Here is a 21,677-nt window from a genome sequence, read left to right as displayed (position 1 = left end):
TGGATGCTCGGCGGGCGACGAGGAAACCGGTGAAAGTCCGGTGCGGTCGCGCCACTGTCATAAGCCAGACCCTCTCCGGCGAGCAACGAACCCGATGGGCGCGTCACCCGAGGAAGGCCGTCACCTGTGATTTTGCTGCTGTCCACGTCCGATACCGATCTATTGAGCGCGCGCGCGAGCGGCGCGGATTATCGGTGGGGGAACCCCGCTCGGTTGCTGGTCGAGGATCTGCCCGCGCTGCTCGATGGCGCCGATCTGGTGATCGTGCGGATCCTCGGCGGTAAGCGGGCCTGGGAAGAGGGCCTGGAAGCCGTTCGCGCCAGCGGAGTGCCGATGGTGGCCCTCGGTGGTGAGTTGGCGCCGGACGCCGAGCTGATGGAGTGCTCGACGGTGCCCGGTGGTGTCGCCGCTGATGCGCACAACTACCTTGCGGCCGGCGGTGCGGCGAACCTGCGTCAGTTGCACAACTTCTTGTCGGACACGGTGCTGCTGACCGGGCATGGCTTCGAGCCGCCGGTGCAGTTGCCGAGTTGGGGCACGCTGGAGCGCACCGCGGCGACAGTCGACGGACCGACCGTCGCGGTCATCTACTATCGCGCGCAGCATCTCGCGGGTAACACCGGATACATCGACGCGCTGTGCGCCGCAATCGAAAACGCCGGGGCGCGGCCGTTGCCGCTCTACTGTGCATCGCTGCGCACCGCCGAACCCGAACTGCTCGACACGCTCCGGCAGGCCGACGCACTGGTGGTGACAGTGCTCGCCGCGGGCGGGTCCAAGCCTGCGACCGCGTCGGCCGGCGGCGACGACGAGGCGTGGGATGTCGCGGCATTGGCCGAGCTGGATGTGCCCATCCTCCAGGGCTTGTGCCTGACCAGCGGACGCGCGCAATGGGAAGCCAACGACGACGGGCTCTCGCCGCTCGATGTCGCCACCCAGGTTGCGGTGCCGGAGTTCGACGGCCGGATCATCACGGTGCCGTTCTCGTTCAAGGAGTTCGACGCCGACGGCCTGTCCACCTACGTGCCGGACCCGGAGCGCGCGGCGCGAGTGGCCGGGATCGCGGTGCGGCACGCGCGGCTGCGCCATATTCCGGCCGAACAGCGTCGCGTCGCGCTCATGATGTCGGCCTATCCGACCAAGCACGCCCGCATCGGCAATGCGGTCGGCCTGGACACCCCGGCGAGCGCGATCCGGCTGCTCACCGAGATGCGGTCGGCCGGTTACGATCTCGGTGCGGCGGGTGAGGTGCCCGGGCTCGAGGAGCGCGATGGCGACGCGCTGATTCACGCGCTCATCGCCGCGGGTGGTCAGGATCCCGACTGGCTCACCGCCGAGCAGCTCGAGGGCAACCCGATCCGGATCAGCGCGACGCGGTATTCGGCGTGGTTCGACACCCTGCCGGACGACCTGCGTCAGGCGGTGATCGAGGCGTGGGGCCCACCGCCCGGTGAGCTGTACGTCGACCGCTCCGCCGATCCCGACGGCGAAATCGTCATTGCCGCAATGCGTTTCGGCAACGTAGTACTGATGGTGCAGCCGCCGCGCGGTTTCGGCGAGAACCCGGTCGCCATCTACCACGACCCGGACCTGCCGCCCAGCCACCACTATCTCGCGGCCTACCGCTGGATCGCCGCGCCGGACGGTTTCGCCGCCGACGCCATGGTGCATCTGGGTAAGCACGGGAACCTGGAGTGGCTGCCCGGCAAGACCCTCGGCATGTCCGCCTCCTGCGGCACCGACGCCGCGCTCGGCGAGCTGCCGCTGATCTATCCGTTCCTGGTCAACGACCCCGGTGAGGGCACGCAGGCCAAGCGCCGCGCGCACGCCACCCTGGTCGATCATCTGATCCCGCCGATGGCGCGCGCCGAAAGCTACGGCGACATCTCGCGTTTGGAGCAGCTGCTCGACGAGCACGCCAATATCTCCACCCTCGACCCGGCCAAACTGCCCGCGATCCGTCAGCAGATCTGGACGCTGATGCGCGCGGCGAAGATGGACCACGATCTCGGGTTGGCCGAACGCCCGGAAGAGGATGTTTTCGACGACATGCTGCTGCATGTCGACGGCTGGCTCTGCGAGATCAAGGACGTGCAGATCCGCGACGGCCTGCACATTCTGGGCCAGGCGCCCACCGGGGAGAGCGAACTCGACCTGGTGCTCGCTATGCTGCGCGCGCGTCAGCTGTGGGGCGGCGAACGGAATGTACCCGGCCTGCGCGAGGCGCTCGGACTCGACGAGTCCGGAACCGAAGCCCGCGAGCGCGTCGACCGAGTGGAAGCCCAAGCGCGCGAACTGGTCTCCGCGTTGCAGGCGACCGACTGGTCCGCCGAGGCGGTGGACACGATCACCGAGAACCCCGCGGTACGGCAGGTACTGCGGTTCGCCGCGACCGAGGTGGTGCCACGGCTGCGCCAGACCGGCATCGAGATCGACCGGGTCCTGCATGCACTCAACGGCGGGTTCATCCCGGCGGGCCCGAGCGGTTCGCCGCTGCGTGGGTTGATCAACGTGTTGCCGACCGGCCGCAACTTCTACTCCGTGGATCCGAAGGCGGTGCCGTCGCGACTGGCCTGGGAAACCGGTCAGGCCATGGCGGATTCGCTGCTGGACCGGTACCGGGCCGACCACGGCGAATACCCGCGTTCGGTGGGGCTTTCGGTGTGGGGTACCTCGGCGATGCGCACCTCCGGCGACGACATCGCCGAGGTCCTCGCGCTGCTCGGAGTCCGGCCGGTGTGGGATGAGGCCAGCCGCCGCGTCACCACGTTGGAGGTCATCGCGCTGGAGGAGCTCGCGCGCCCGCGCATCGACGTCACCGTGCGTATCAGCGGATTCTTCCGCGATGCGTTCCCGCATGTGCTGGCGTTGCTGGATGACGCGGTCCGACTGGTTGCCGAGCTGGACGAGCCACTGGAGTCGAATTATGTTCGCGCGCACGCGCAGTCGGACCTCGCCGGGCACGGCGACCAGCGCCGCGCCACCACCCGTATCTTCGGTTCCAAGCCGGGGACCTACGGCGCGGGCATCCTGCAGTTGATCGACTCGAAGAGTTGGCGTACCGACGACGACCTCGCGCAGGTGTACACCGCATGGGGCGGCTTCGCCTACGGCCGTGACCTCGACGGCGCGCCCGCCGCCGACGACATGCGCACCGCCTACCGGCGGATTACGGTGGCCGCCAAGAACACCGACACCCGCGAACACGACATCGCCGACTCCGACGACTACTTCCAGTACCACGGCGGCATGGTCGCCACTGTGCGCGCGCTGACGGGCAAGAACCCCGAGGCCTACATCGGCGACAGCACCCGTCCCGACGCGGTGCGCACCCGGACGCTCTCGGAGGAGACGTCCCGTGTCTTCCGTGCCCGCGTGGTGAACCCGCGCTGGCTGGAGGCGATGCGCCGCCACGGTTACAAGGGCGCATTCGAAATGGCCGCCACTGTCGACTACCTCTTCGGCTACGACGCCACCACCAATGTGGTTGCCGACTGGATGTACGAAAAGCTCGCGGAGAGTTACGTTTTCGACGATGTAAACCGGAAATTCATGGAGCAGTCGAACCCGTGGGCATTGCACGGCATTGCCGAGCGACTGCTGGAGGCTGCCGAGCGCGACCTCTGGGAGAAGCCGGAACAGGCCACCCTCGACCGGCTGCGGCAGGTCTACCTCGAGACCGAGGGCGAACTCGAGTAGCTCCTTTCGGGGCGGCTGATGTTTCTAGGTGCGACGCGCCGAAGTGCGAGACTTCGGCGGGTCGCAGTCGTAGGTCGCATGGGTCGATCCGCTTCCACCAGCGGGTGGGTCGATCGTGTCTGCGGCCGAGGGGGCGATGTCGCGTGCCATTGCCAGGCCGTGGCAGGAGCGAATGGTTAACGGAGAGCTATCCTTTCGGCGGCGCTCGGTGCGATATCGCGGCCTACAACGGCAAGTGGGTCCTGCCATGGCATTGCTGAGTGGCTGCTGGAGCGGCCCGATGCGGGGCTCGGGAGGTGGCTCCGACCCGCTACATCGACCCTCTCTGGAGACCGAAGTGTGTTCGAAATGCCAATGGAAATCAACCCCCCAATTACTGGGTAATCGAATTACATGATCTTGCAATGGAATTCGTCGCTCTGATTCTCTCGACAGCTGCCATGTCAAGGGCGCATGATTATTGATGTCCAATGGCCGTTTCCGGGGAAACGCCAATCGAATCGGCAGGTTGATTGGAAAGTCTTATGATGATCAGAAAATTGGTGGCGACCGCGATCATGGCGATCGCCGCCACCGGCATTGCCACTGTCACCGCACACGGTGAAGCAGGGCTGACGGGCACCACCATCAGCGGAGTGGACGGCTCGGTCGCGTACACGACGGCACTGGCGCCCGACCACTCGAGCGCTACGGTCACGCTGGCGTCCGGAACGTTCTCGCTGGCACCGGACGCGGTCACCGTCACGGCGGCCGACGGCGCGGTGATCGGCACGATCCCGACGACGCTCCAGATGCAGACCGGTCAACAGCTCGCGGTCACTCCGGTGCTGAACAGCACCGGTACCGAGCTGACTCTCACCCCGGTCAACGGCCCGGTCCCCGGCGCCGCCAACTCGCCGGAATCCATTGCCCTGCAGGCTATCGGTGATGCGGGAACGACGGTCGCGGGCGTGCTGATCGGCTGTGCCATCGGCGTCCTCATCGGTGTGTGGTTCATCCTCGTCGGCGCTGTCGTCGGCTGCGTGGTCGGCGGCATTATCGGTGGAATCATCGGCGCGAATCAGTAAGCGGCGCCAGAGAGGAAACGCATAATCGGTAGTTCGGCCGCGATCGGAGTATTGCCGGTGCGGCCGGATTGCCATGTCGAAATTGCTGGCCTGGGGGATCATTCGAGGCCTGCCGCTGATTGGTGGTGGCAGGTCTGATCGATTTCATATGTCGCCCGCCGCTTTTCGGAATCGCTCGGCGGTGGCGCGCAGGTGTGCGGCAAGTTCAGGGGCGTCCAGGACCTCGAAGTCGACGTCGAGCAGCCCCAGATAGAGGGTCAGCATGTGGGGCGTGTCCGAACCGACATGGACTACACAGTGTTTCGGGCCGTCGGGATCGACGGTGACCGCGGCGGGCATTCTGGTACGCACCTCGGCGGCGGGTGCGGCGACTCGGACGCGAGCCCGATAACGCCAGGTCGCCGCACCCACCCCGCGTTGAACCCGTTCGGCCACTTCGGCTTCGGGCACTTCCCTCGGGGTGAAGCGGGGACCGTTGGGTACGCGCGGGGTCATGCGATCGGCCCGGAAGGTGCGCCAGTCACCGCGATCGACATCCCAAGCGACCAGATACCAATGTCCGCGCCAATGCACCAGTCGATGCGGCTCCACGTCGCGGCGGGAAGGGGCTTCTGCCGAGCTACGCGGGCCAGGGGAGTGCTGTGACTGTGCGCCGGAATAGCTTTGATAGTCGAACCGAAGCCGTTCGCTCGCACGGACAGCCGTGGCGATGGTGGTAAGCACCGCAGCGTCGACAGTCGGACGTCCGGAGCCGGGTACATGGATCGTCGCGGCAGTCAGCGCCGCAACGCGGTGCCGCAGCCGCGAAGGCAGAACCTGCTGCAGTTTGGCCAACGCCCGTACCGAGGTTTCCTCGATACCGGTCACCGCACCATTGGCGGCAGTGGCCAGCCCAACGGCGACAGCGACCGCCTCGTCATCGTCGAGCAGCAACGGAGGCAACGCCGCCCCGACCCCGAGCCGGTACCCGCCAGCGGCCCCAGGAGTCGCATCCACGGGATAACCCAGTGTGCGCAACCGCTCGACGTCGGTACGAATGGTCCTCGTCGACACCCCGAGTCGCTCGGCCAACGCGGGCCCGGTCCAATCCCGATGCAGCTGCAACAGCGACAGCAGCCGCAGCAATCGGGCGGAAGTTTCCAGCATCCTCCGATGATCTCAGCATTGTCGACCGCCTCGGGTCACCCCTTCGCCCATGCGGAGGTGTAGGTGATCCGCTGTAGAGCACAGCGCGGTCGTCTGTATAGTGTGCGGTCGCAACTAGTTTCAGGTGCTAATGAAGTCTGGCCGGACGGATCGTTGCCGGCCTCACCGTGCTGCTCTGCCTCGTCGACGACGGGCCGCAGTGCACCGGTAAAGCTCGCCGAGCTACTGCATGCCGAGATCTCCAGGCGCATGGCCTCGTCGAGTGTCGTGCACAGGTTTCCAGACACCCCACCGCAGCTAGCCGATCAGAATTAGGGCTCAATACATGACGAATTCCACGACCCAGGCACCGGCAACGCCGCCGGGCCTGGACGCAGGCGAGGGCGCGTCACTGTCACACCGGCAGATCCTGACCATCCTGTCCGGCCTGCTGCTCGGCATTTTTCTGGCGGCTCTCGACCAGAACATCGTGAGCGTCGCGATCGTAAAGATCTCGAACAGTCTGCACGGATTCGACGAGCAGGCGTGGGCGACAACGGCATACCTGATCACCGCAACCATCACCACGCCGCTGTACGGCAAGCTGGCCGACATCTATGGGCGGAAGCCGTTCTATCTCACGGCCATCGGCCTGTTCGTCATCGGTTCGATCGCCTGCACCTTCGCGACGTCGATGTACGAACTCGCGGGATTCCGTGCCTTCCAGGGACTGGGTGCCGGCGGGTTGATGTCGCTGGCCTTCACCATCATCGGCGACATCGTGCCTGCCCGCGAACGTGTGCGTTACCAGGGCTATTTCATGATGGTCTTCGGTTCAGCCACGGTGCTCGGCCCGGTGCTCGGCGGTTTCTTCTCCAATTACGACAATCTGTGGGGTCTGGAGGGCTGGCGCTGGGTGTTCCTGGTGAACGTGCCGATCGGCGTGCTCGCGCTCGGCGTCGTCGCCAAGGTGCTCAATGTGCCGCATCAGCGCCAGAATCACCGGATCGACTGGTTCGGTGCGCTGGCACTGACGATCTGCGTGGTGCCGCTGCTGATCGTCGCCGAACAAGGCCGCGACTGGGGATGGAGCTCCGACCGTGCGCTGATCTGTTACGGCGTGGGTGCGGGCGGGTTGGTGCTGTTCGTATTCATCGAGTTCTTGATGAAGGACGCGGCGCTGATCCCGTTGCGCCTGTTCAGGAATTCGACCTTCAGCGTTGCCATTGTCGGCGGCTTCATCGTCGGTATCGCGATGTTCGGCGCGATCGTGATGGTGCCGCAGTACTTCCAGGTGGTGCGCGGCTACTCGCCGACGAACTCGGGTCTGTTGATGCTGCCACTGGTGCTCGGCATCATGATCGGCTCGCAAGTGGCCGGGCAGATCACCAAAGCCACCGGCCATTACAAAGTGCTGCCCGTGCTGGGATCCTTGGTGATGGCGGTCGGTGCGGCACTGCATGCGCGAGTGCTCTACGACAGCCCCCTGTGGCAGCCGCTGGTGTACGCCGGGATCATCGGTGTCGGGCTCGGTGGCTGTATGCAGACGCTGATCATTGCGGCGCAAAACGCGGGTCCACGTTCGGATATGGGTGTGTCCACCGCGGCGGCGACCTTCTTCCGGCAGATGGGCGGGACACTGGGGGTCGCGGTCTTCCTGACGATTCTGTTCAATCTGCTGCCGCACCAGATCACCGACGCGTTCGGCGGGCAGCTGCCGGACGGATTCGACGCCGCCGCGCTCAGCAGCATGCAGAGCAACACCAGCGGGATCGCGGACCTGCCGGAGGAACTGCGGGTACCGATTCTGACCGGGTTCACCAGTTCCATGTCGGGCGTGTTCTACGTGTGCGCCGCGGTGGCGCTGCTCGGCGCGGTGGTGCTGATGTTCATGAAGGAGATTCCGCTGCAGGACGATCCGGTACTGGAGGCAGGGTATGCGGCGCCGGAGGATGCTGATCTCGTCGCCCTCGACTCGACCTGGGAGGAGTCACAGGTCTGGGAAGGTGCCGCGCAGGCATTGTCCAAGCCCACGCCGGTGCTCGTCGCCGGTGCGCACTTGTCGGTCGACCATCAGGGCAACGGTGTGTACCAGGTTGCGGTGAAGCCGGCGGGAACGGCAATGGCGGAAAGGGATTCGACGGAATTCGCTGAACCCGACCGTCGATCGATCCGTGGCCGCATCCGGCACGAGGACGGCCGTCCGGTGCCAGGCGCCGCGCTGACCCTGATCGACCAGCGGGGGCACCAGGTGTCGCGGGCGACCGGAGATCTCCACGGCGGCTACGTCATCGGCGTCCCAGCCGGAGGCAATTATGTCTTGATAGCGTCCGCGACCGGGCATCAGCCGGAGGCGGTCAGTGTGGTCATCGGTCACCGGACCCTGCAGCTGGACCTGACGCTCATGGGTTCCGGCGAGCTGTCAGGTGTAGTGCGATCGGCCCGGCGCGGTGAACCGCTGGCAGGCGCGACAGTCACGCTGACCGACATGCGGGGCGAGGTCGTCGGCGCCGCCATCACGGCAGGCGACGGCGTCTATGTCTGCCACGGCGTGGTCTCCGGCACCTACACCCTGGTGGCCGTCGCGGATCACATGCGCCCGAACGCCACCACGCTCACCGTGCCCGACAGCGGCCTGCTGCGCCAGGACATCGACTTGGCTCCGATGGCAGTGCTCGCCGGATCGGCATGGTCCGACGGCGACCGCTTCGTTCCGGACGTCCAGATCACCGTCTTGGATGCCGAGGGCGACCTGACCGCAACGGCCCGCACCGACGAGAACGGACGCTACGTCGTCAGCGATCTGGCCGAGGGCCAATACACGGTCGTGGCCCGCGGCTATCCGCCGGTGTCCAGCCGAGTCACGGTGGTGGGTGGGGAAGTCGTGCATGATGTGAAACTCGGCTATGGAATGGATGATTCGGCGAGCCAGCGCTGAGTGATTCGACGGCGCGTCAGTGACCGACCGGGGCCGGGCCGCCGCGCCTTGCCCCACCCACTTCCCGCACTACTTATCGGCGATCTTGGCGCGGAACGGGCCGCCGATGCTGTTGAACAGCAGGTCGCCGTTGGGCAAGGCTTCGATGATCGCGTAGGCGCCGTTGCCGAGATTGGATTGACCGAAGATGGTGCGGTGCACGGTTTCTCCGGTCTTCCAGTCCAGCCCGGTAACCTCCCAGCCGTCGGCCTCGCTGTAGCCGTTGACGAAGACGATCCCGGACGTGCTGGAAACCGCGGGCACCATCGAGGTGGAGACGACGTCGCCGCGGGTCCATGACGAGGTCCACTTGTCGCCGCTCGGGTCCCATTCGAACCGTTGCATGCCGTGCGGAGGCTGGAAGACCGGTCCGTTGGCGATCACATCGACCAGCCGGTCGGGGGTGCCTTCGGATCCGATGTTCTGAACCACGAACGCGCCATAGCCGGTGACGACGACCGATTGCTCGCTCTGGATGAACTCCGGCTTGGGGTCGGAAAGACCGGCGGTCACTTCGATCTGGTCGGCGATGCGATTGGATTTCGCGCCCGGCTTCTGCCTGAATCCGTCGGGAATCTTGTTGCGCCAGAACGCAACCAACTTCATATGGTCAGCACCGTCGGTGATCACCACGAGTTGGTCCGCGTCCTTGCCGAAACCCATCAGCGTCGGCGTGGAGCCGGTGCCGATACCGAACTTCACCGCAGGAGGCTGGCGGCCGAAGTCATAGGGGGAGGACCAGGCGCCGTCGTTTTCGTCGGTCGACAGTTTGCTGCCAGTCCACACCACCTTGCGCATGATCTTGTCCGAAGCGGCATAGATGCCGCCATTGTCGTCGATCGCCATCGAATTGGAGACGGTCTCGTCGTCTCCGAACCGCACCTGCTGCGGCTCACCCGCGAGGGTGCGGTCGATGACAAAGATCGCGCGCGAGGCCAGCACGGTCAGCTGTCCGTCATAGGTCAGGTTGACGCCGACGATGTTCTCCGGAACGCCGAGCGTGGTCGTCCCCTTGCCCAGCCACGGCTTGAAGTCCAGCTGGCTGACGATCTCGATGCCGTCCTCGGGCTTGTCCTTGTTTTTCAACCCGAAGACGACGATCTCGGAGTTCTGGGTGACGTAGTAGACGCGGTTGTCCTTGTCCACCAGGCTGTAGATACCGTTGGCGATCCGCTGCCAATTCGCTGCGCCCCAGTCATCGCGAATGGCCGTTTCGATCTGACCGACGTCGGTGAAGTTCTGATCCAGCACCTTGTCCAGCGCTTGCGGCGGAATCGGCTGGATACCGGGTGTATCCATCGAAGCAACCTGACGGAACCCACCGTCGGATACATCGACATACCGAACACCCGAGGTCGAGGAGATCCACCGGTATTTCGAGTCCGTCGCCGCCAGCGTGATGATGTTGACCGGCCCGGTCACCACCTGCGGCATCTGCTTCGGATCGATTCGGAAGGTGCCGCGCGGCACCGGATCAGGGAAGCTGTCGGACTGGCCGGAGTCCAGATGAGTGACCGCGTATTTCTCCGCGGCCAGCTTCGGGTTCCTCGGCGGCCCGTCACCGGTCTGCCCATCCACACTCGAAGTGTTCTTCGTGTCCGACGAGTCGTCGCTACATCCGGGCAGAACAAACGCCGCCGCTACTGCCACTGCGATCACTGCCGTCCTCGCCCGGAAATATCGAGGCTTGCTCACAACCGTGCTCCTGTCCTCGCGATCGGTATTGCGCTCGAACCTGACGGTGACGCACAAACCCATCCGCCGATGTGGGCACCGACGGCGATACGGAACAACACAAGCTGAACAGCGCACTTGGCTTCGCCAACATAACACCGCCCATGGCGGTCGCACCGCCACCAGACTCCACCGAGTAGGTCGAGCGCCGCGGAATGGAGTCGGAGCGGTGCTGTCGGGCGTTGTCAGGTGGTGTGTGCGGACAATGCGCTGGTTTCGATAGCGAGGTCGCCGCCCTCGGTGAGGGATGCGCCGTAGGTGACGCGTTGTTGGTCCGGGTCGTTTCGCATGTCGCTGTTGTGCACGGTCAAGCAGGCCACGGCGCCGAAATTCACCAGCAGATAGCGGTTTTCGACCGCGTCGGAGCCGTCGGCCAGGGCGACAGTGAAAACCTGTCCGCGCGAGATCCAATTGCGGGCGGCGGCGGCGACCGCCGGGGATTCGGCCGCGGGAAAGCGCAGGCTGAATGGCAGGTCGGGAGAGTCCAGGTAGGTCCCCATTGTGGTTCAACTCCGTTCGTGTCGAGCATTGAGGCCCTCGTCGTGAGGGAAATCCGTTGTAGACCACCATCGTAGACCTACGCTGTTGACACAAGGTCGTAGTTGGCGTCTACTGAAAGCGCACGTGAATGCGGGTCCTGGCCAGCTCGCCACCGCAGGCCCGCCTGCGGTGGCAATCCGCCATCGACTACAGGGCCCAACTCAGCCCATAACTCGATCGATGCGGCCCAAATCCTTTACGGCACTGCGGTGTCCGGATATCCGGCCGTTGTCGATTTTCATCTGGATCCGATCCGAGGCAGCACCGATGAGCTATCAGTCGACCCTGACTTCTCCTGCGAACGCACGACGCACGCGCCGTGGCGCCGACAGCTACGACAACATCGAACCGCTGTTTGCCCAACTCGCCGCACTGGGTGTAGCAGACCCGCGGCGAGCTTCCTTGCGGGAGGAGATGATCCGGCGATGCCTGCCGTTGGCCGAGCACATCGCCCGCAAGTTCGCGGGCCGCGGCGAGAGTTTCGACGATCTACTGCAGACCGCACGGGTGGGCGTGGTGGCCGCGGTCGACCGCTTCGACCCCGACTATGGCGCGCCGTTCCTGGCATTTGCGGTGCCGACGATCATGGGCGAAGTGCGTCGACACTTCCGCGACCACACCTGGTCGGTACGGGTACCGCGGCGGCTCAAGGACATTCAGCAGTCCATCGGGCCCGCGATCGAGACGCTGTCGCAGCGGCTGGGGCGCATGCCCACCGCCGCAGACATCGCTCAGGAGCTCGACGCCGACTTGGTCGAGGTCACCCAGGCATTCATAGCTCGCAACGCTTACCAGACCTCCTCGATCGATGCGCACATCGCGACCGACAGCGATTACGCGCCGCTGTCGCTCTTGGAGACCCTCGGCGCGGAGCAATCAGACTTCCGCACCGTCGAGGATTGCCTTACGGTGAAACCGCTGATTGCCGCGCTGCCCGAGCAGGATCGCCAAGTGCTGATCATGCGGTTCTTCGAATCTCGGCCGCAAATCCAGATCGCGGAATCTCTCGGCGTCTCGCAAATGCAAGTCTCGCGCATACTGGCCAGAATGCTGAGGTCGTTGCGCGAGCAGGCATTACGCGACTGAAAAGCCAGGTGTGAGTTCCCATTCGACCCCCGACAAGAGCCTGAGCGGAGCCGACCGATCTCGGAGTGGAACCCATCGACTCTACGGCGTAGTCAACCGGTGTATACCTACACTGTTGACACTATGCGACCGGCGGCGTCTACTGGAAGAACCAACAGATCCGAGGTCGTCATGATCGCCATCATCGCCCTGATTGCGGGCATCGTCATCGGCGCGATCGGAATGGCCGTGCTGGGCCAATCGTCCGGAGCCGCCCGGCGCCCTGCCCTCGGCGGCGCCGCCCGACGCCTCCTCGGCCGCCCGCGTCCCGAGGACACCCCGCTCGGCCGCGACCTCAGTGAACACGCTGGCGGCTCACGGCATATTCGCACCAACCCGAGTTGGCGGGATCGGCTCGAGTAGTCGGACAAACCTGCGTCGACGTCTGCGAACGCCGACTCCGTTCACTGCCCACATCTGGACGTCGAGCACGTGTCGACTTTGGTGGGGGCCTCGAAAACTGCACCAGCAGTGCGATATTCGGCTATTTGGAGAGAGGCTATGAGAACATACGCAAACAGCACCAGGAGAATGCGCGGCGGTAGTCGTTCGAGAATGACCAGCATGTTCGCAGTGCTGGTGTTCGTGTGGCTGATCGTCGGCGCCGTCGCTGGTGCGCAACGGCACTACTACGACAGCGCACCGACCAACTGCGCCAGCACCGGCACCATCGCAGTAACCATCCTTGCCGGGCCGCTCAACTATCTCGGTATGAACCCGAAGATCGGTAATTGCAACGTCGATATGCCGCAACCCAGTCCGTGATCGCCAGATAATTTGGCGGAACGGCGACGAATAGGTTGAGCTCCTTGGAACCCGCCTGAGGTGATTCCGTGTTCTTGATGGGCGGGCGCGGTGCGATTTGCCGAGGAGAATGACGCAGACCGTCTCAGCGGTTGGAGGGGCTGCAGTGCTTGATCTTTCGACGGTCAGGAGGGGAGACGTGCTCGTTTCGGCTGGGCGCATATCTATTGGTTCTTCGACTACTTCGGTGTCGACTGTGGCGCCACTGTCCATCATCTTCATCCTGATCGGAGATCGGGGTTTTCCTGAGACGGACGGGGTTGGTTCGATACCTTCAGGCGGGGGCTGCGGCGAAGACGGTGAGGATGCGAGTGGTAGCGGTCGGTACAGAGTCGGTCCCCGATCGGGTAGGCGCCGAGCCGTCGCCCGATGCCAGCATCCAGCGTTGGAACCCGTTCGTTCGCATCGTATTTCGGTTCTGCTTTGTGTACTTCGGGCTGTTCTGCCTGGTGTACCCCCGGATCATCTCCGAGTTCCTCGGGCTCGCAAGCCGCTTGCTGCCGGACTCGGCGCCGTTCTGGCTCGCGCGCCTGTGGAGTCCACTCGTCGAATGGACCGGCGAGCATGTGTTCGGCACAGACGCTGCCGCGCATGAGGATTCGATCAGTGGTGACCAGACGTTCCTGTGGGTGCTGCTGTTCTGCATCCTGATCGTCGCGGTGGTTGCGACCGTCATATGGACAGTTCTCGATCGGCGCCGCCCGAACTATGCGGCGCTGAGCAGTTGGTTCCTGCTCTTCGTCCGGCTATGTCTTGCCGTGGAGATGCTGGTCTACGGGCTTTCCAAAGTCATCCCCAACCAAATGCCGTCGCCCGCGCTGGCCAGGCTGCTCGAGCCATACGGGGATTTCAGTCCGATGGCCGTGCTGTGGAGCCAGGTCGGGGTGTCGCAGCCGTACGAGATCCTGCTCGGCACGGCGGAAGTGCTCGGCGGACTGCTTCTCTTCCTCCCGAGAACGACGACGGTGGGCGCCCTGCTGAGCCTGGTGTGCACAACGCAGGTGTTCGTGCTGAATATGACCTACGACGTCCCCGCCAAGATCCTGGCATTTCACCTGATGCTGCTGTGCACGATGCTGTTGGCCCCGGAGGCGCGCAGGCTGGCAAATGTGCTCGTGCTCGACCGGCCCGCCGATCGCTCGACTCGGCGCCCGCTGCTGCGCACCGCGCGTGGGAATCGGATCGCGGTGGGTTTACAAGCCGCACTTGGCATCTGGCTGCTCGTCTCGGGCGTGTACTCGAGCTTGGACGCGTACCGTGACCACGGCGCAGGCAGCAAGGAGCCACCGCTGTACGGGATCTGGACGGTGGCAGAATTCAGTCTCGACGGCCAGCAGGTCCCCGCCTTGGTCACTGATGAGAATCGTTGGCAGCGTGTCGTTTTCGATCGACAGAATGCGACCGTCCAGCGAATGGACGGCACGCTGGTGCCGGTGATCGCCATAGTCGATGCCAGCGCACACACGATCGCCATGGTGCTGCTACCTACAGCACCCGGCGCGCAGCCGACCCCCTTGGGCGCCTTCACTTTCGACCAGCCCGCACCGGATCGCCTTGCCATGGCCGGACAACTGAACGGCCGCTCGGTGAGCATCGCCCTGCAACAGGTCGACCTGGATGCCTTCCCCTTGCGCGGCCGCGGCTTCCACTGGGTCCAGGAATACCCGTACTTCCGCTGAGCTGACCTCGTCCGAACCCATGCCACCGCACTGGCACACATCATCGACGACATCGAACTGCGCAACTGGCCTGACCCCACAGCTCCGGCCACCAGGCGGGAGTTCCTAACGCCTTCCGACCGCAGGTAGCCGAACGGCGCCCAGCCGAGTCCGCCGCGACACCACCCGCACAGTCAGGGGGCAAGGTCTCGATTCAGGTCCAGCGCAAGCAATCCGAAGTTGCCGGCTAGGAACACCCGCGATCCGGCGGCTGCCAGCGCCCGCACCGCGATGCCCAGCACGAGCCGATGGCGTTCGGTGCGGGTGGTCGGATCCCAGACCCGAAGCGTGTCGTCGTCACCGTAGGAGACGACCACACATGCACCGTCGGGCCCCCGGACTGTTGCCAACGCACGGACAACCCCGTGGTGGCTGCCGAGTTTCGCGATCAGCGCTCCAGTCAGCGGGTTCCACAAAAGGACCAGCCCGTCCACGTCACCCGTGGCGAGAACGGTTGAACCGTTGGACAGTTCGACCGGAGCAACGGAACGAACCTGTATCGGCAGCTTCCGAGTGAGGGGCCGAGTTGTGTCGAGGTCCCAGCAGCAGGCGAAGCCGTGTGCCAGTCCTGCCACGGCGACTCGACGTTCGTCTGCCCGAAACGCGGTGCCCACGCCGAGATCGAGCAGCTCGGTAGGGAAACCGACGTCCGAACCGGCCCGCTGGCGGGTGCGTGGATTCCACAGCCTGCCCTCTGTAGTCCAGCCGTCCTCGCCGTAGATGCCGCCGTAGGTGGCCATCATGTCGCCGCCCCTGGTGGGGACGCGGGCCAGATGCCACAGTGACGCTTCGAGGACTCGCAGCGGCTGCTCAGCCGCGGCGCCGGTCGCGGCATCGAACATGTGGACAAAGCCTTGATCTGTACCGGCCGCCACCAACTCTCGACCATCACGACCGAGAATCACGGCCACACCCGCGAAGTGCGTCCACTCCCCGTCCGATATGACCTGCGGCGGCAAGTTGCGGGTCGACCTCGCCCCGATAATTGCTCGAGTCCCCACGATTTGGGCTGCGACACCTCTGAATCGGATCCGTCGGATGTCCACCGTCGGCACTGGCCGTTGCGATCCCGGCCGATCGCTCAGGGCTTCCTCCAGACTCCACAGCCTGATGGTGCGGTCCGTTCCAACGGTCGCGAGCAGGTTGTGCCCTTGCCGCGGTGCGAGGAGGACGGCCGCCTGCACTTTACCGTCGTGTCCAATGAGATCGGCGCCGAGCAGTTCCATCCGCACCGGGTCGAGCACCCGAAGCATCCCGAACCGACCGGCGACCGCTACCAGGGCTCGGCCTCCGAGTTGCCCGAGGCCGACGGCGAAATCGAGAGTCGCCAGCTCCGACACCGGCTGGTCCACGAGTCGCCCGGTCCATGCGTCATACGTTCGCAAAGTCCCGAAGCTGACGACTGTCACCAGTGCCAGCACGAGGACTCGACCGCTGGCGACCGGGAGGATCGACATCTGTTCGATGTCACCTTCGCCGACGGCGATCTGTCGCTGCCGCCATCGACGATGCCGCGCCTTGCCGGTGCTCAGGTCGATGACGCGAACGAGATCTCGGTGGGCGACCGCTAGGGCAGGGGTGTCGTTGCGGCGTAGCACCGCCAAAGCTCGGATCGGGCTGTCCTGCGGTCGCAAGTCGCCAAGTTGTTGTCCAGTTGCCACATCCCACAGCCGAATGTCAGTCCCAGCGGCAGTCGCCATGATGGATTGCCCGTTGGTGCCTTCCCCGCAGGCGATGGCGCTCACACGCTCAGGATGCGATGAAGATGGACCTATCGGTCGGCCGGATGTCGTGCTGAGCCGCCATACATCGGTGCCGGCGGCCACGATGAGCACACCGCGTGCGCTCGGCTCGCTTGCCGCTGCGATGTCGATGATCGGCTCGCGGAAGGCAATGGGCTCGCCGACCGGGGCGGCGGTAGCCGGGTCCCAGAACCGTAGTCGGCTGCCTTCGAAAGAGGCGAGCAGGGCTCGCCCGTCAGGTGCGGCGACAGCCGCCAAACCGCGCCGCGAATCTTCTGACAGTAGGGTGTCCGGATCGTGGGTCTTCGCGGCGAGGTCGAGGACGACGTGCGATGGGGCGCGGTCCAGCCGCGTCCACCCGAGCGCCCACATCGCCGACGACGGTACCTGGACTGACGTGTGCTGCTCAGTTAATCGAGCCGCCGCGATGGCTCGCAAGGTCGCTCGGTCGGCTGGAGTTGCCGCACCGAGCACGGCGCGGACCGGCAGCAGCCCGGCCAGGCTTGTCGGCAGCGGGTGGGTACCGAATCCGGAGCGCATCAGATCGGCGACCAGCACATCGGGGTTCAGCCAGTCGATGATGTCATCCGCCGCGGCGAGGTCCTCCCACGCACCCGATGCGGCCACATGCGCGCTGAGCCGGTTCACGATGTACGGGTTGGCCCGTTCTCGATCGGATCGGATGGTCGCGATGAGCGCGGCCACCGCACGCCGATGCTCGGCGGCCTCGGAGAGTGCGGTCGGGTCAACCATGACCGGACAGGCCGTGCCGCGACCGGAAGTGTTCTTTGAATGTGCGATGGGCCAGGCGGTACACACTCTGCCCGTCCTCGGCATCGACCATGATGTACGGGGCGCCGTGCTGCCGCAGGCCGTCCACATCGGACTCGGTCAGATCCCCCGCGGGCGTGGTGAGACTGTTGGCGATGATGATCCAGATTCTGCCCTGTCGAGGAACCCCGCGCCCGTGGGCCAAAGCGAGCGCGCGCAACAGCGGGTCATAGGCGCGCGACAGTGCGACGAGCCGATCGACGGCGACCGCGAAAAGCGAGCGATGATCACCTCCCAGCAGCTCCGCCAGTTCACCGCGCCGGGCGGGTTCGAGGATGGTCGGGCGAGCCAACAGCTCGTGGATGGCCAAGCGCGCGAACAGGAACTGGTGTTCTCGGCCCGCGATCAGCCCAGCCACCTCGGAGATCGTCGTATCCGATAGGTCCAATCGACCAGCGGCACTGGCCGCATCGAGCCGACGCCGGACGTAGGTCTCGATCGCGTCCGGGTCTCGATCGACCGGTACGAACTCGGTGTCCGCTCCGCAGTCCAGGGCATCGAGCAGGTTGCGTCGCCCGGCGTCGGGCTCGTCGGGATCCTCGTCGGTGGATGCTCTGGTACCGACCACGACTCGGCCGCCCGGCAACGCCGCGATCCGCCGCAGCAGCCCGGCTATGGCCAGCGGCTCCTGTGCCTCGTCAAGCGCATCGGCCAGCACCGTGACACGGTGGGCGCGCCCGCGCAACGCGTCGAGCAGGAGATCGGCATCGGTGCCTGGCCATCCACCGCCTGCCGGCACCGGCAGGCCGAGCGTGGTAGCCAGCCGCGTGACCAGAGTGGCGGCGGTGAAACCTGTCAGCTGTATGACCGCGTCGAAAGGCCCTGGTGGGAGCTCGCTTTCGGCTGTAACAGGCAGGTACCCGTTCTGTATCAGTAACTCTCGCACCGTCTCGTCGGTATGGAGCAGGATATTCGCCAGTAACGCGGATTTGCCGGCGCCGGGCCGCCCGGTGATCACGAGCATGCCCGACATGGCCGATCTCAACCACGTGACTATTCGGCGGCGTTCTTGGTGGCGGCCGACGAAATACCATGCCAGCTCGCCCTGTTCGGCGCCCTGTGCCTTGGACAGAAAATGTTGCACCTCCTCCTCCGGCAGATCGGCCAGGAAGGAACGCAGCTCACGGTAGATGTCCAGAGGTGCGGTGACGGTCGAACTCAGTACCACCCGGCGGCGTAGCGGTGCGGCCGCATGCATCTCGTAGTGGATGAAGGTGTCAGGCCCGCTGTGGCCGATGCGACTGTGCAGGTTCGACATCAACTCGTGCGCTCGGATCTGCGGTCCGTCGTTGTCGGTGTAGGTCCCCTCGAGCGCCTCGCGCAGCAAGCGGCGGAACTCACCGAGGTTGCCCGCGCTGCGGTCACCGCCGACGCCGACGACCGCGAACGGCACCGGGAGGGTGAGCCCACTCAGCAATCGGCTCGTCAGCAGCCGAGCGAAAGTCGCCGCACCACACGCCTCCACGACGACCACGACCCACACACCCCTGTGTCTACGGCGTCGATCAGCTTGCTTGTTCACGATGTCGGCGATGGCATCCGGCGTCACGCCACTGCGTGTGATGACCGGCGGAGTCTCGTGGGTAGCCAGCCATGCACCGTGCGGGTTGGCCGCACCGTGACTGAGCCAGATCAGCACAGCGCTACGGTCGTCGCGCTCAGCCCATGCGTTGAGTCGTTGCTTGACAACGGTTTCGGAGTGCTCGACGGCAGGCTCCGAGGACCAGACCGAACAGTCGAGGTATTCGCCGGCGGTCTCGGCGACCGACTCCGCCTCTGCCTCCGCCTCGATCGTCGGATGATGGCGATACCGGTCGATGGCCACCGGCACGATGTCGAAATCGGCTGTGGGCGGTGTGATGTCGTCCCTCATAGTGCTACCGGTCCGGAGCCGTCACCATCATGAGCTCGGTGACCGCCGAAAAGGCTTGGCCCTGTAGTGCCACACGGTAGAGGTCCGGCTCGGTGAGGGTTACGCTCGCGCTGAGTCCGCCGTTGTCATCGGGTATCAGGACAGGCGCCGCCACGACACTGTTGTCCAGTGCCCTGCTCACTACGCAGGTCACCGCTGCCGGGTCCGCCACCGCAGTGGCCATGATCTCGAATGCGACTCCGGCGGTCGCCAGGTCCGGCACAACCAGACCGATCAGCGGTGGAGTGCCCAGCCAGGCTCCCAGAGCGCGTTCGGTCACTACCGCGCGCGCGTAGCTGATCGCCTCCGCCGTCGACGCCATCGCACCGTGCGTCTGGGAGAGGTACAACGGCTCGACACCACCTGATGCGGCATCGCGGTAGACGGTCCCGTCACCGCGCCGATCGACACTCCTGATCACGCCCGTATCCGGATCCGGCAGATAGGCCCACTGTTGTACCACCAGCTCTCCGCCGTCCAGTCTCATGCTCTGCGGAGTCGACTGCTCCACGCCAACCACGACGCGCAGGCGCGAGTCACCGACACGCGAAATCCGTTCGTGCAGTGAGGCACTCGATTCGGCGAGTTCACTGTCGCCGCCCAGCTGCGCCACGTCCAGCGGGGTGAGTCGCCGTGCGCTCGCTCCGTCGGTGACGCAGCGATAGGACGGCAGCAGATCGTGAACACCCGGCATGGTGGAGACGAGGGACCGGAGTCGTTCGTTCGGAAGCGGCATAGGAGTCCCTTTCCCCTCGGCGAGGATCCGCGCCGCCTTCACCGACCCGCGAAACGGGGTGCCGAAGGCGATCGTCGTGCGGACCTCGCTGTCACCACCGAGCACTCCGGTGAAATAGCGGGCCACCAGCCCACCCATGGAATGGGCCACCAAGACGAGTTTCGCCGAACGGCTTCCGCTCCGGTGGGAACGCCAGGCGGTCAGGTGACGCTCCGCGGCATCCGCCAGCAGCCCGGCGTTGTGCGTGACCGGCAGCCGCCAGTCATAGGGGAACGCCAGTATCGCCGCTGGATCGGCAACCACCTGGCGCAGCCCCTCGATGAGGGCGGTGTAGGGCTCGAATCCGCGAAGCAGCGGAGCAAAGGCCGGGAAGCGCAGCAATCGTCCCGGCTGGATCCGTCCGACGCGACCAGACCGCTCGTCATCGCTGACCCGCAACACATCCAGCCCGGATGGCGAGGACCACGCCCGTAGATACCAACCCGCGTCCGCCAGGCCCCACAGGGTCGTACCCGTCGCCGCGTCCACGAGTTCGCTGCCCATAATGCCCGGCAGCACGACGATCGCGTCGTGGGTGATCGACCGTTGCACCGTATCAGGCTATCGCGCGACCAAGCTCTGGGCCGGGCAACCAGCAAAACGGAGCAGGCATCTCTCCCGCAGTGAATACCGTTGCCGCACAGCATCCTTGCCGAAATCGTCTACGCCCGTCCCTCGAACTCCTCGGACCCGGGTCACGCCAGCGCTTCCTTGAAGCCCTGGCGCCATGAGGGGTAGCGCAGCTCCCAGCCGAGCTCCCGCTTGGCCTTGGCGTTGGAGAAGCCGCGCCCCTCGGTCATCATCGCCACCGCCACGTCCCCGGCAAGCATCCGGGCCAACCACTTGGGGACCCGCAGCGGTGGCTTTGCGCCCGCGCACGCAGCCAGATAGGGCAGCCACTCGCTGGCCGGGGCCGGCTCGTCGTCGACGATGTTGAACACGCCCTTCGCCTGCTGCTCCACGGCCAGCACGGTAGCGCTCGCCGCGTCGTCGAGATGCACCCAAGAGATGTAGCCGGTGCCGCCTCCGACGAGCGGGAACTGCCGCTTGCGCACGAGCTCGATCTGACCGTCGATGGCGCCCGGCCCGTAGAGCGCGCCGTATCGCAGGGCCGCGCCGCCAGCCTTGACGACCACATCCTCGACGTGCCAGATCGCCCCCATCACCGCGTGCGCCGACGTTCCCGGGTGCATGTCCAGCGGGTCGTCCTCGGTCTTCACCCATCCGCCCTTGCGGATGCCGTTCCAACCGGCGTAACTCTGCGCGACGAAATTGGATACGTCGGTTGCCTCGGCCGCGGCCAGCAGGTGATCGGTCCCCTCGGTGCGCAGCCGATTGGTGGTGGCGAACCACCGATCCATGTGCTTGATATCGGGCTTGCCGCCGATGGCGGTCATCTGGTGCACGATCGCGTCCGGCCGGGCGGCGGCCACCGCCGCACCGACCGACACCGCATCCAGCCCGTCCATCACGACCGCGTCAGCGCCCAGCCGCTCCAGCAAACCCAGCTTGCCCGGGCCTGTCGTCGTAGCCGTCACGTGGTGGCCACGGGCCACAAGCCCCGGCACCAGCCGCCGCCCCATGACCCCGGTCCCGCCTGCCACGAACACTCGCATGACCATCACCTT

Annotated in this window: 14 protein-coding genes; 7 read left to right on the top strand and 7 right to left on the bottom strand. The window is 65.5% G+C overall.

Translation table 11 applies throughout. The annotated features are described in order from the left end of the window. Positions 1-126 precede the first annotated feature (126 nt). On the top strand, positions 127-3,699 hold the full coding sequence (gene cobN / locus ACFQZZ_RS16595; protein WP_378680822.1) for a cobaltochelatase subunit CobN: 3,573 nt from the start codon (positions 127-129) through the stop codon (positions 3,697-3,699). A 524-nt stretch (positions 3,700-4,223) separates the two neighbouring features. Then, positions 4,224-4,766: a hypothetical protein gene (locus ACFQZZ_RS16590; protein ID WP_378680820.1), complete on the top strand. Its 543-nt coding sequence runs from the start codon at positions 4,224-4,226 to the stop codon at positions 4,764-4,766. Between the two features lie 144 nt (positions 4,767-4,910). Here the strand turns inward: ACFQZZ_RS16590 and ACFQZZ_RS16585 are convergent, their stop codons facing one another. Beyond that, positions 4,911-5,912 carry a helix-turn-helix transcriptional regulator gene (locus ACFQZZ_RS16585; RefSeq protein WP_378680817.1) on the bottom strand — a complete coding sequence of 334 codons (1,002 nt, stop codon included), beginning with the start codon at positions 5,910-5,912 and terminating at the stop codon, positions 4,911-4,913. Between the two features lie 325 nt (positions 5,913-6,237). On the opposite strand from ACFQZZ_RS16585, the gene ACFQZZ_RS16580 reads away from it, so the two are divergent. Continuing rightward, positions 6,238-8,829: an MFS transporter gene (locus tag ACFQZZ_RS16580; protein WP_378680814.1), complete on the top strand. Its 2,592-nt coding sequence runs from the start codon at positions 6,238-6,240 to the stop codon at positions 8,827-8,829. A 69-nt stretch (positions 8,830-8,898) separates the two neighbouring features. Here ACFQZZ_RS16580 and ACFQZZ_RS16575 read toward each other — a convergent pair whose 3' ends face one another. Together ACFQZZ_RS16575 and ACFQZZ_RS16570 are read right to left on the bottom strand one after the other, a co-directional pair. Continuing rightward, positions 8,899-10,446, bottom strand: coding sequence for a hypothetical protein (locus ACFQZZ_RS16575; RefSeq protein ID WP_378680812.1), 1,548 nt, complete (start codon positions 10,444-10,446; stop codon positions 8,899-8,901). 341 nt (positions 10,447-10,787) lie between these two features. Next, the gene (locus tag ACFQZZ_RS16570) at positions 10,788-11,102 is read right to left on the bottom strand and encodes a hypothetical protein (protein ID WP_378680809.1); all 315 of its coding nucleotides are present in this window, start codon (positions 11,100-11,102) and stop codon (positions 10,788-10,790) included. Positions 11,103-11,409: 307 nt separating this feature from the next. Between ACFQZZ_RS16570 and ACFQZZ_RS16565 the strand changes: the two genes are divergently transcribed. From ACFQZZ_RS16565 to ACFQZZ_RS16550, 4 genes are all read left to right on the top strand, one after another. Next, positions 11,410-12,228 (top strand): RNA polymerase sigma factor SigF, encoded by an 819-nt coding sequence (locus tag ACFQZZ_RS16565; RefSeq protein ID WP_378680806.1) that lies wholly within the window; start codon positions 11,410-11,412, stop codon positions 12,226-12,228. 171 nt (positions 12,229-12,399) lie between these two features. Next, a complete protein-coding gene (locus ACFQZZ_RS16560; RefSeq protein WP_378680803.1) occupies positions 12,400-12,630 on the top strand; it encodes a hypothetical protein in 231 nt (76 codons plus the stop codon). 192 nt (positions 12,631-12,822) lie between these two features. Beyond that, entirely contained in the window at positions 12,823-13,032 is a 210-nt protein-coding gene (locus ACFQZZ_RS16555) for a hypothetical protein (RefSeq protein WP_378680801.1), read from the top strand. Positions 13,033-13,376: 344 nt separating this feature from the next. Continuing rightward, positions 13,377-14,750: a DoxX family membrane protein gene (locus tag ACFQZZ_RS16550; protein WP_378680799.1), complete on the top strand. Its 1,374-nt coding sequence runs from the start codon at positions 13,377-13,379 to the stop codon at positions 14,748-14,750. Between the two features lie 173 nt (positions 14,751-14,923). On the opposite strand, the gene ACFQZZ_RS16545 is transcribed toward ACFQZZ_RS16550, so the two are convergent. From ACFQZZ_RS16545 to ACFQZZ_RS16530, 4 genes are all read right to left on the bottom strand, one after another. Continuing rightward, entirely contained in the window at positions 14,924-17,284 is a 2,361-nt protein-coding gene (locus ACFQZZ_RS16545) for a WD40 repeat domain-containing protein (protein WP_378680797.1), read from the bottom strand. Next, positions 17,277-19,235 carry a hypothetical protein gene (locus ACFQZZ_RS16540; protein WP_378680794.1) on the bottom strand — a complete coding sequence of 653 codons (1,959 nt, stop codon included), beginning with the start codon at positions 19,233-19,235 and terminating at the stop codon, positions 17,277-17,279. The genes ACFQZZ_RS16545 and ACFQZZ_RS16540 overlap by 8 nt, the downstream gene beginning before the upstream one ends. A 4-nt stretch (positions 19,236-19,239) precedes the next feature. After that, a complete protein-coding gene (locus ACFQZZ_RS16535; protein ID WP_378680792.1) occupies positions 19,240-20,601 on the bottom strand; it encodes a hypothetical protein in 1,362 nt (453 codons plus the stop codon). A gap of 143 nt (positions 20,602-20,744) precedes the next feature. Further along, the gene (locus ACFQZZ_RS16530) at positions 20,745-21,665 is read right to left on the bottom strand and encodes an NAD-dependent epimerase/dehydratase family protein (RefSeq protein ID WP_378680790.1); all 921 of its coding nucleotides are present in this window, start codon (positions 21,663-21,665) and stop codon (positions 20,745-20,747) included. Between the last annotated feature and the right edge of the window lie 12 nt (positions 21,666-21,677).

This window comes from Nocardia sp. GCM10030253, from assembly GCF_042675075.1.
Lineage (GTDB): Bacteria > Actinomycetota > Actinomycetes > Mycobacteriales > Mycobacteriaceae > Nocardia.
The sequence above is the reverse complement of the archived record's forward strand: the minus strand, read 5'-3'. Positions and strand labels throughout refer to the sequence as shown.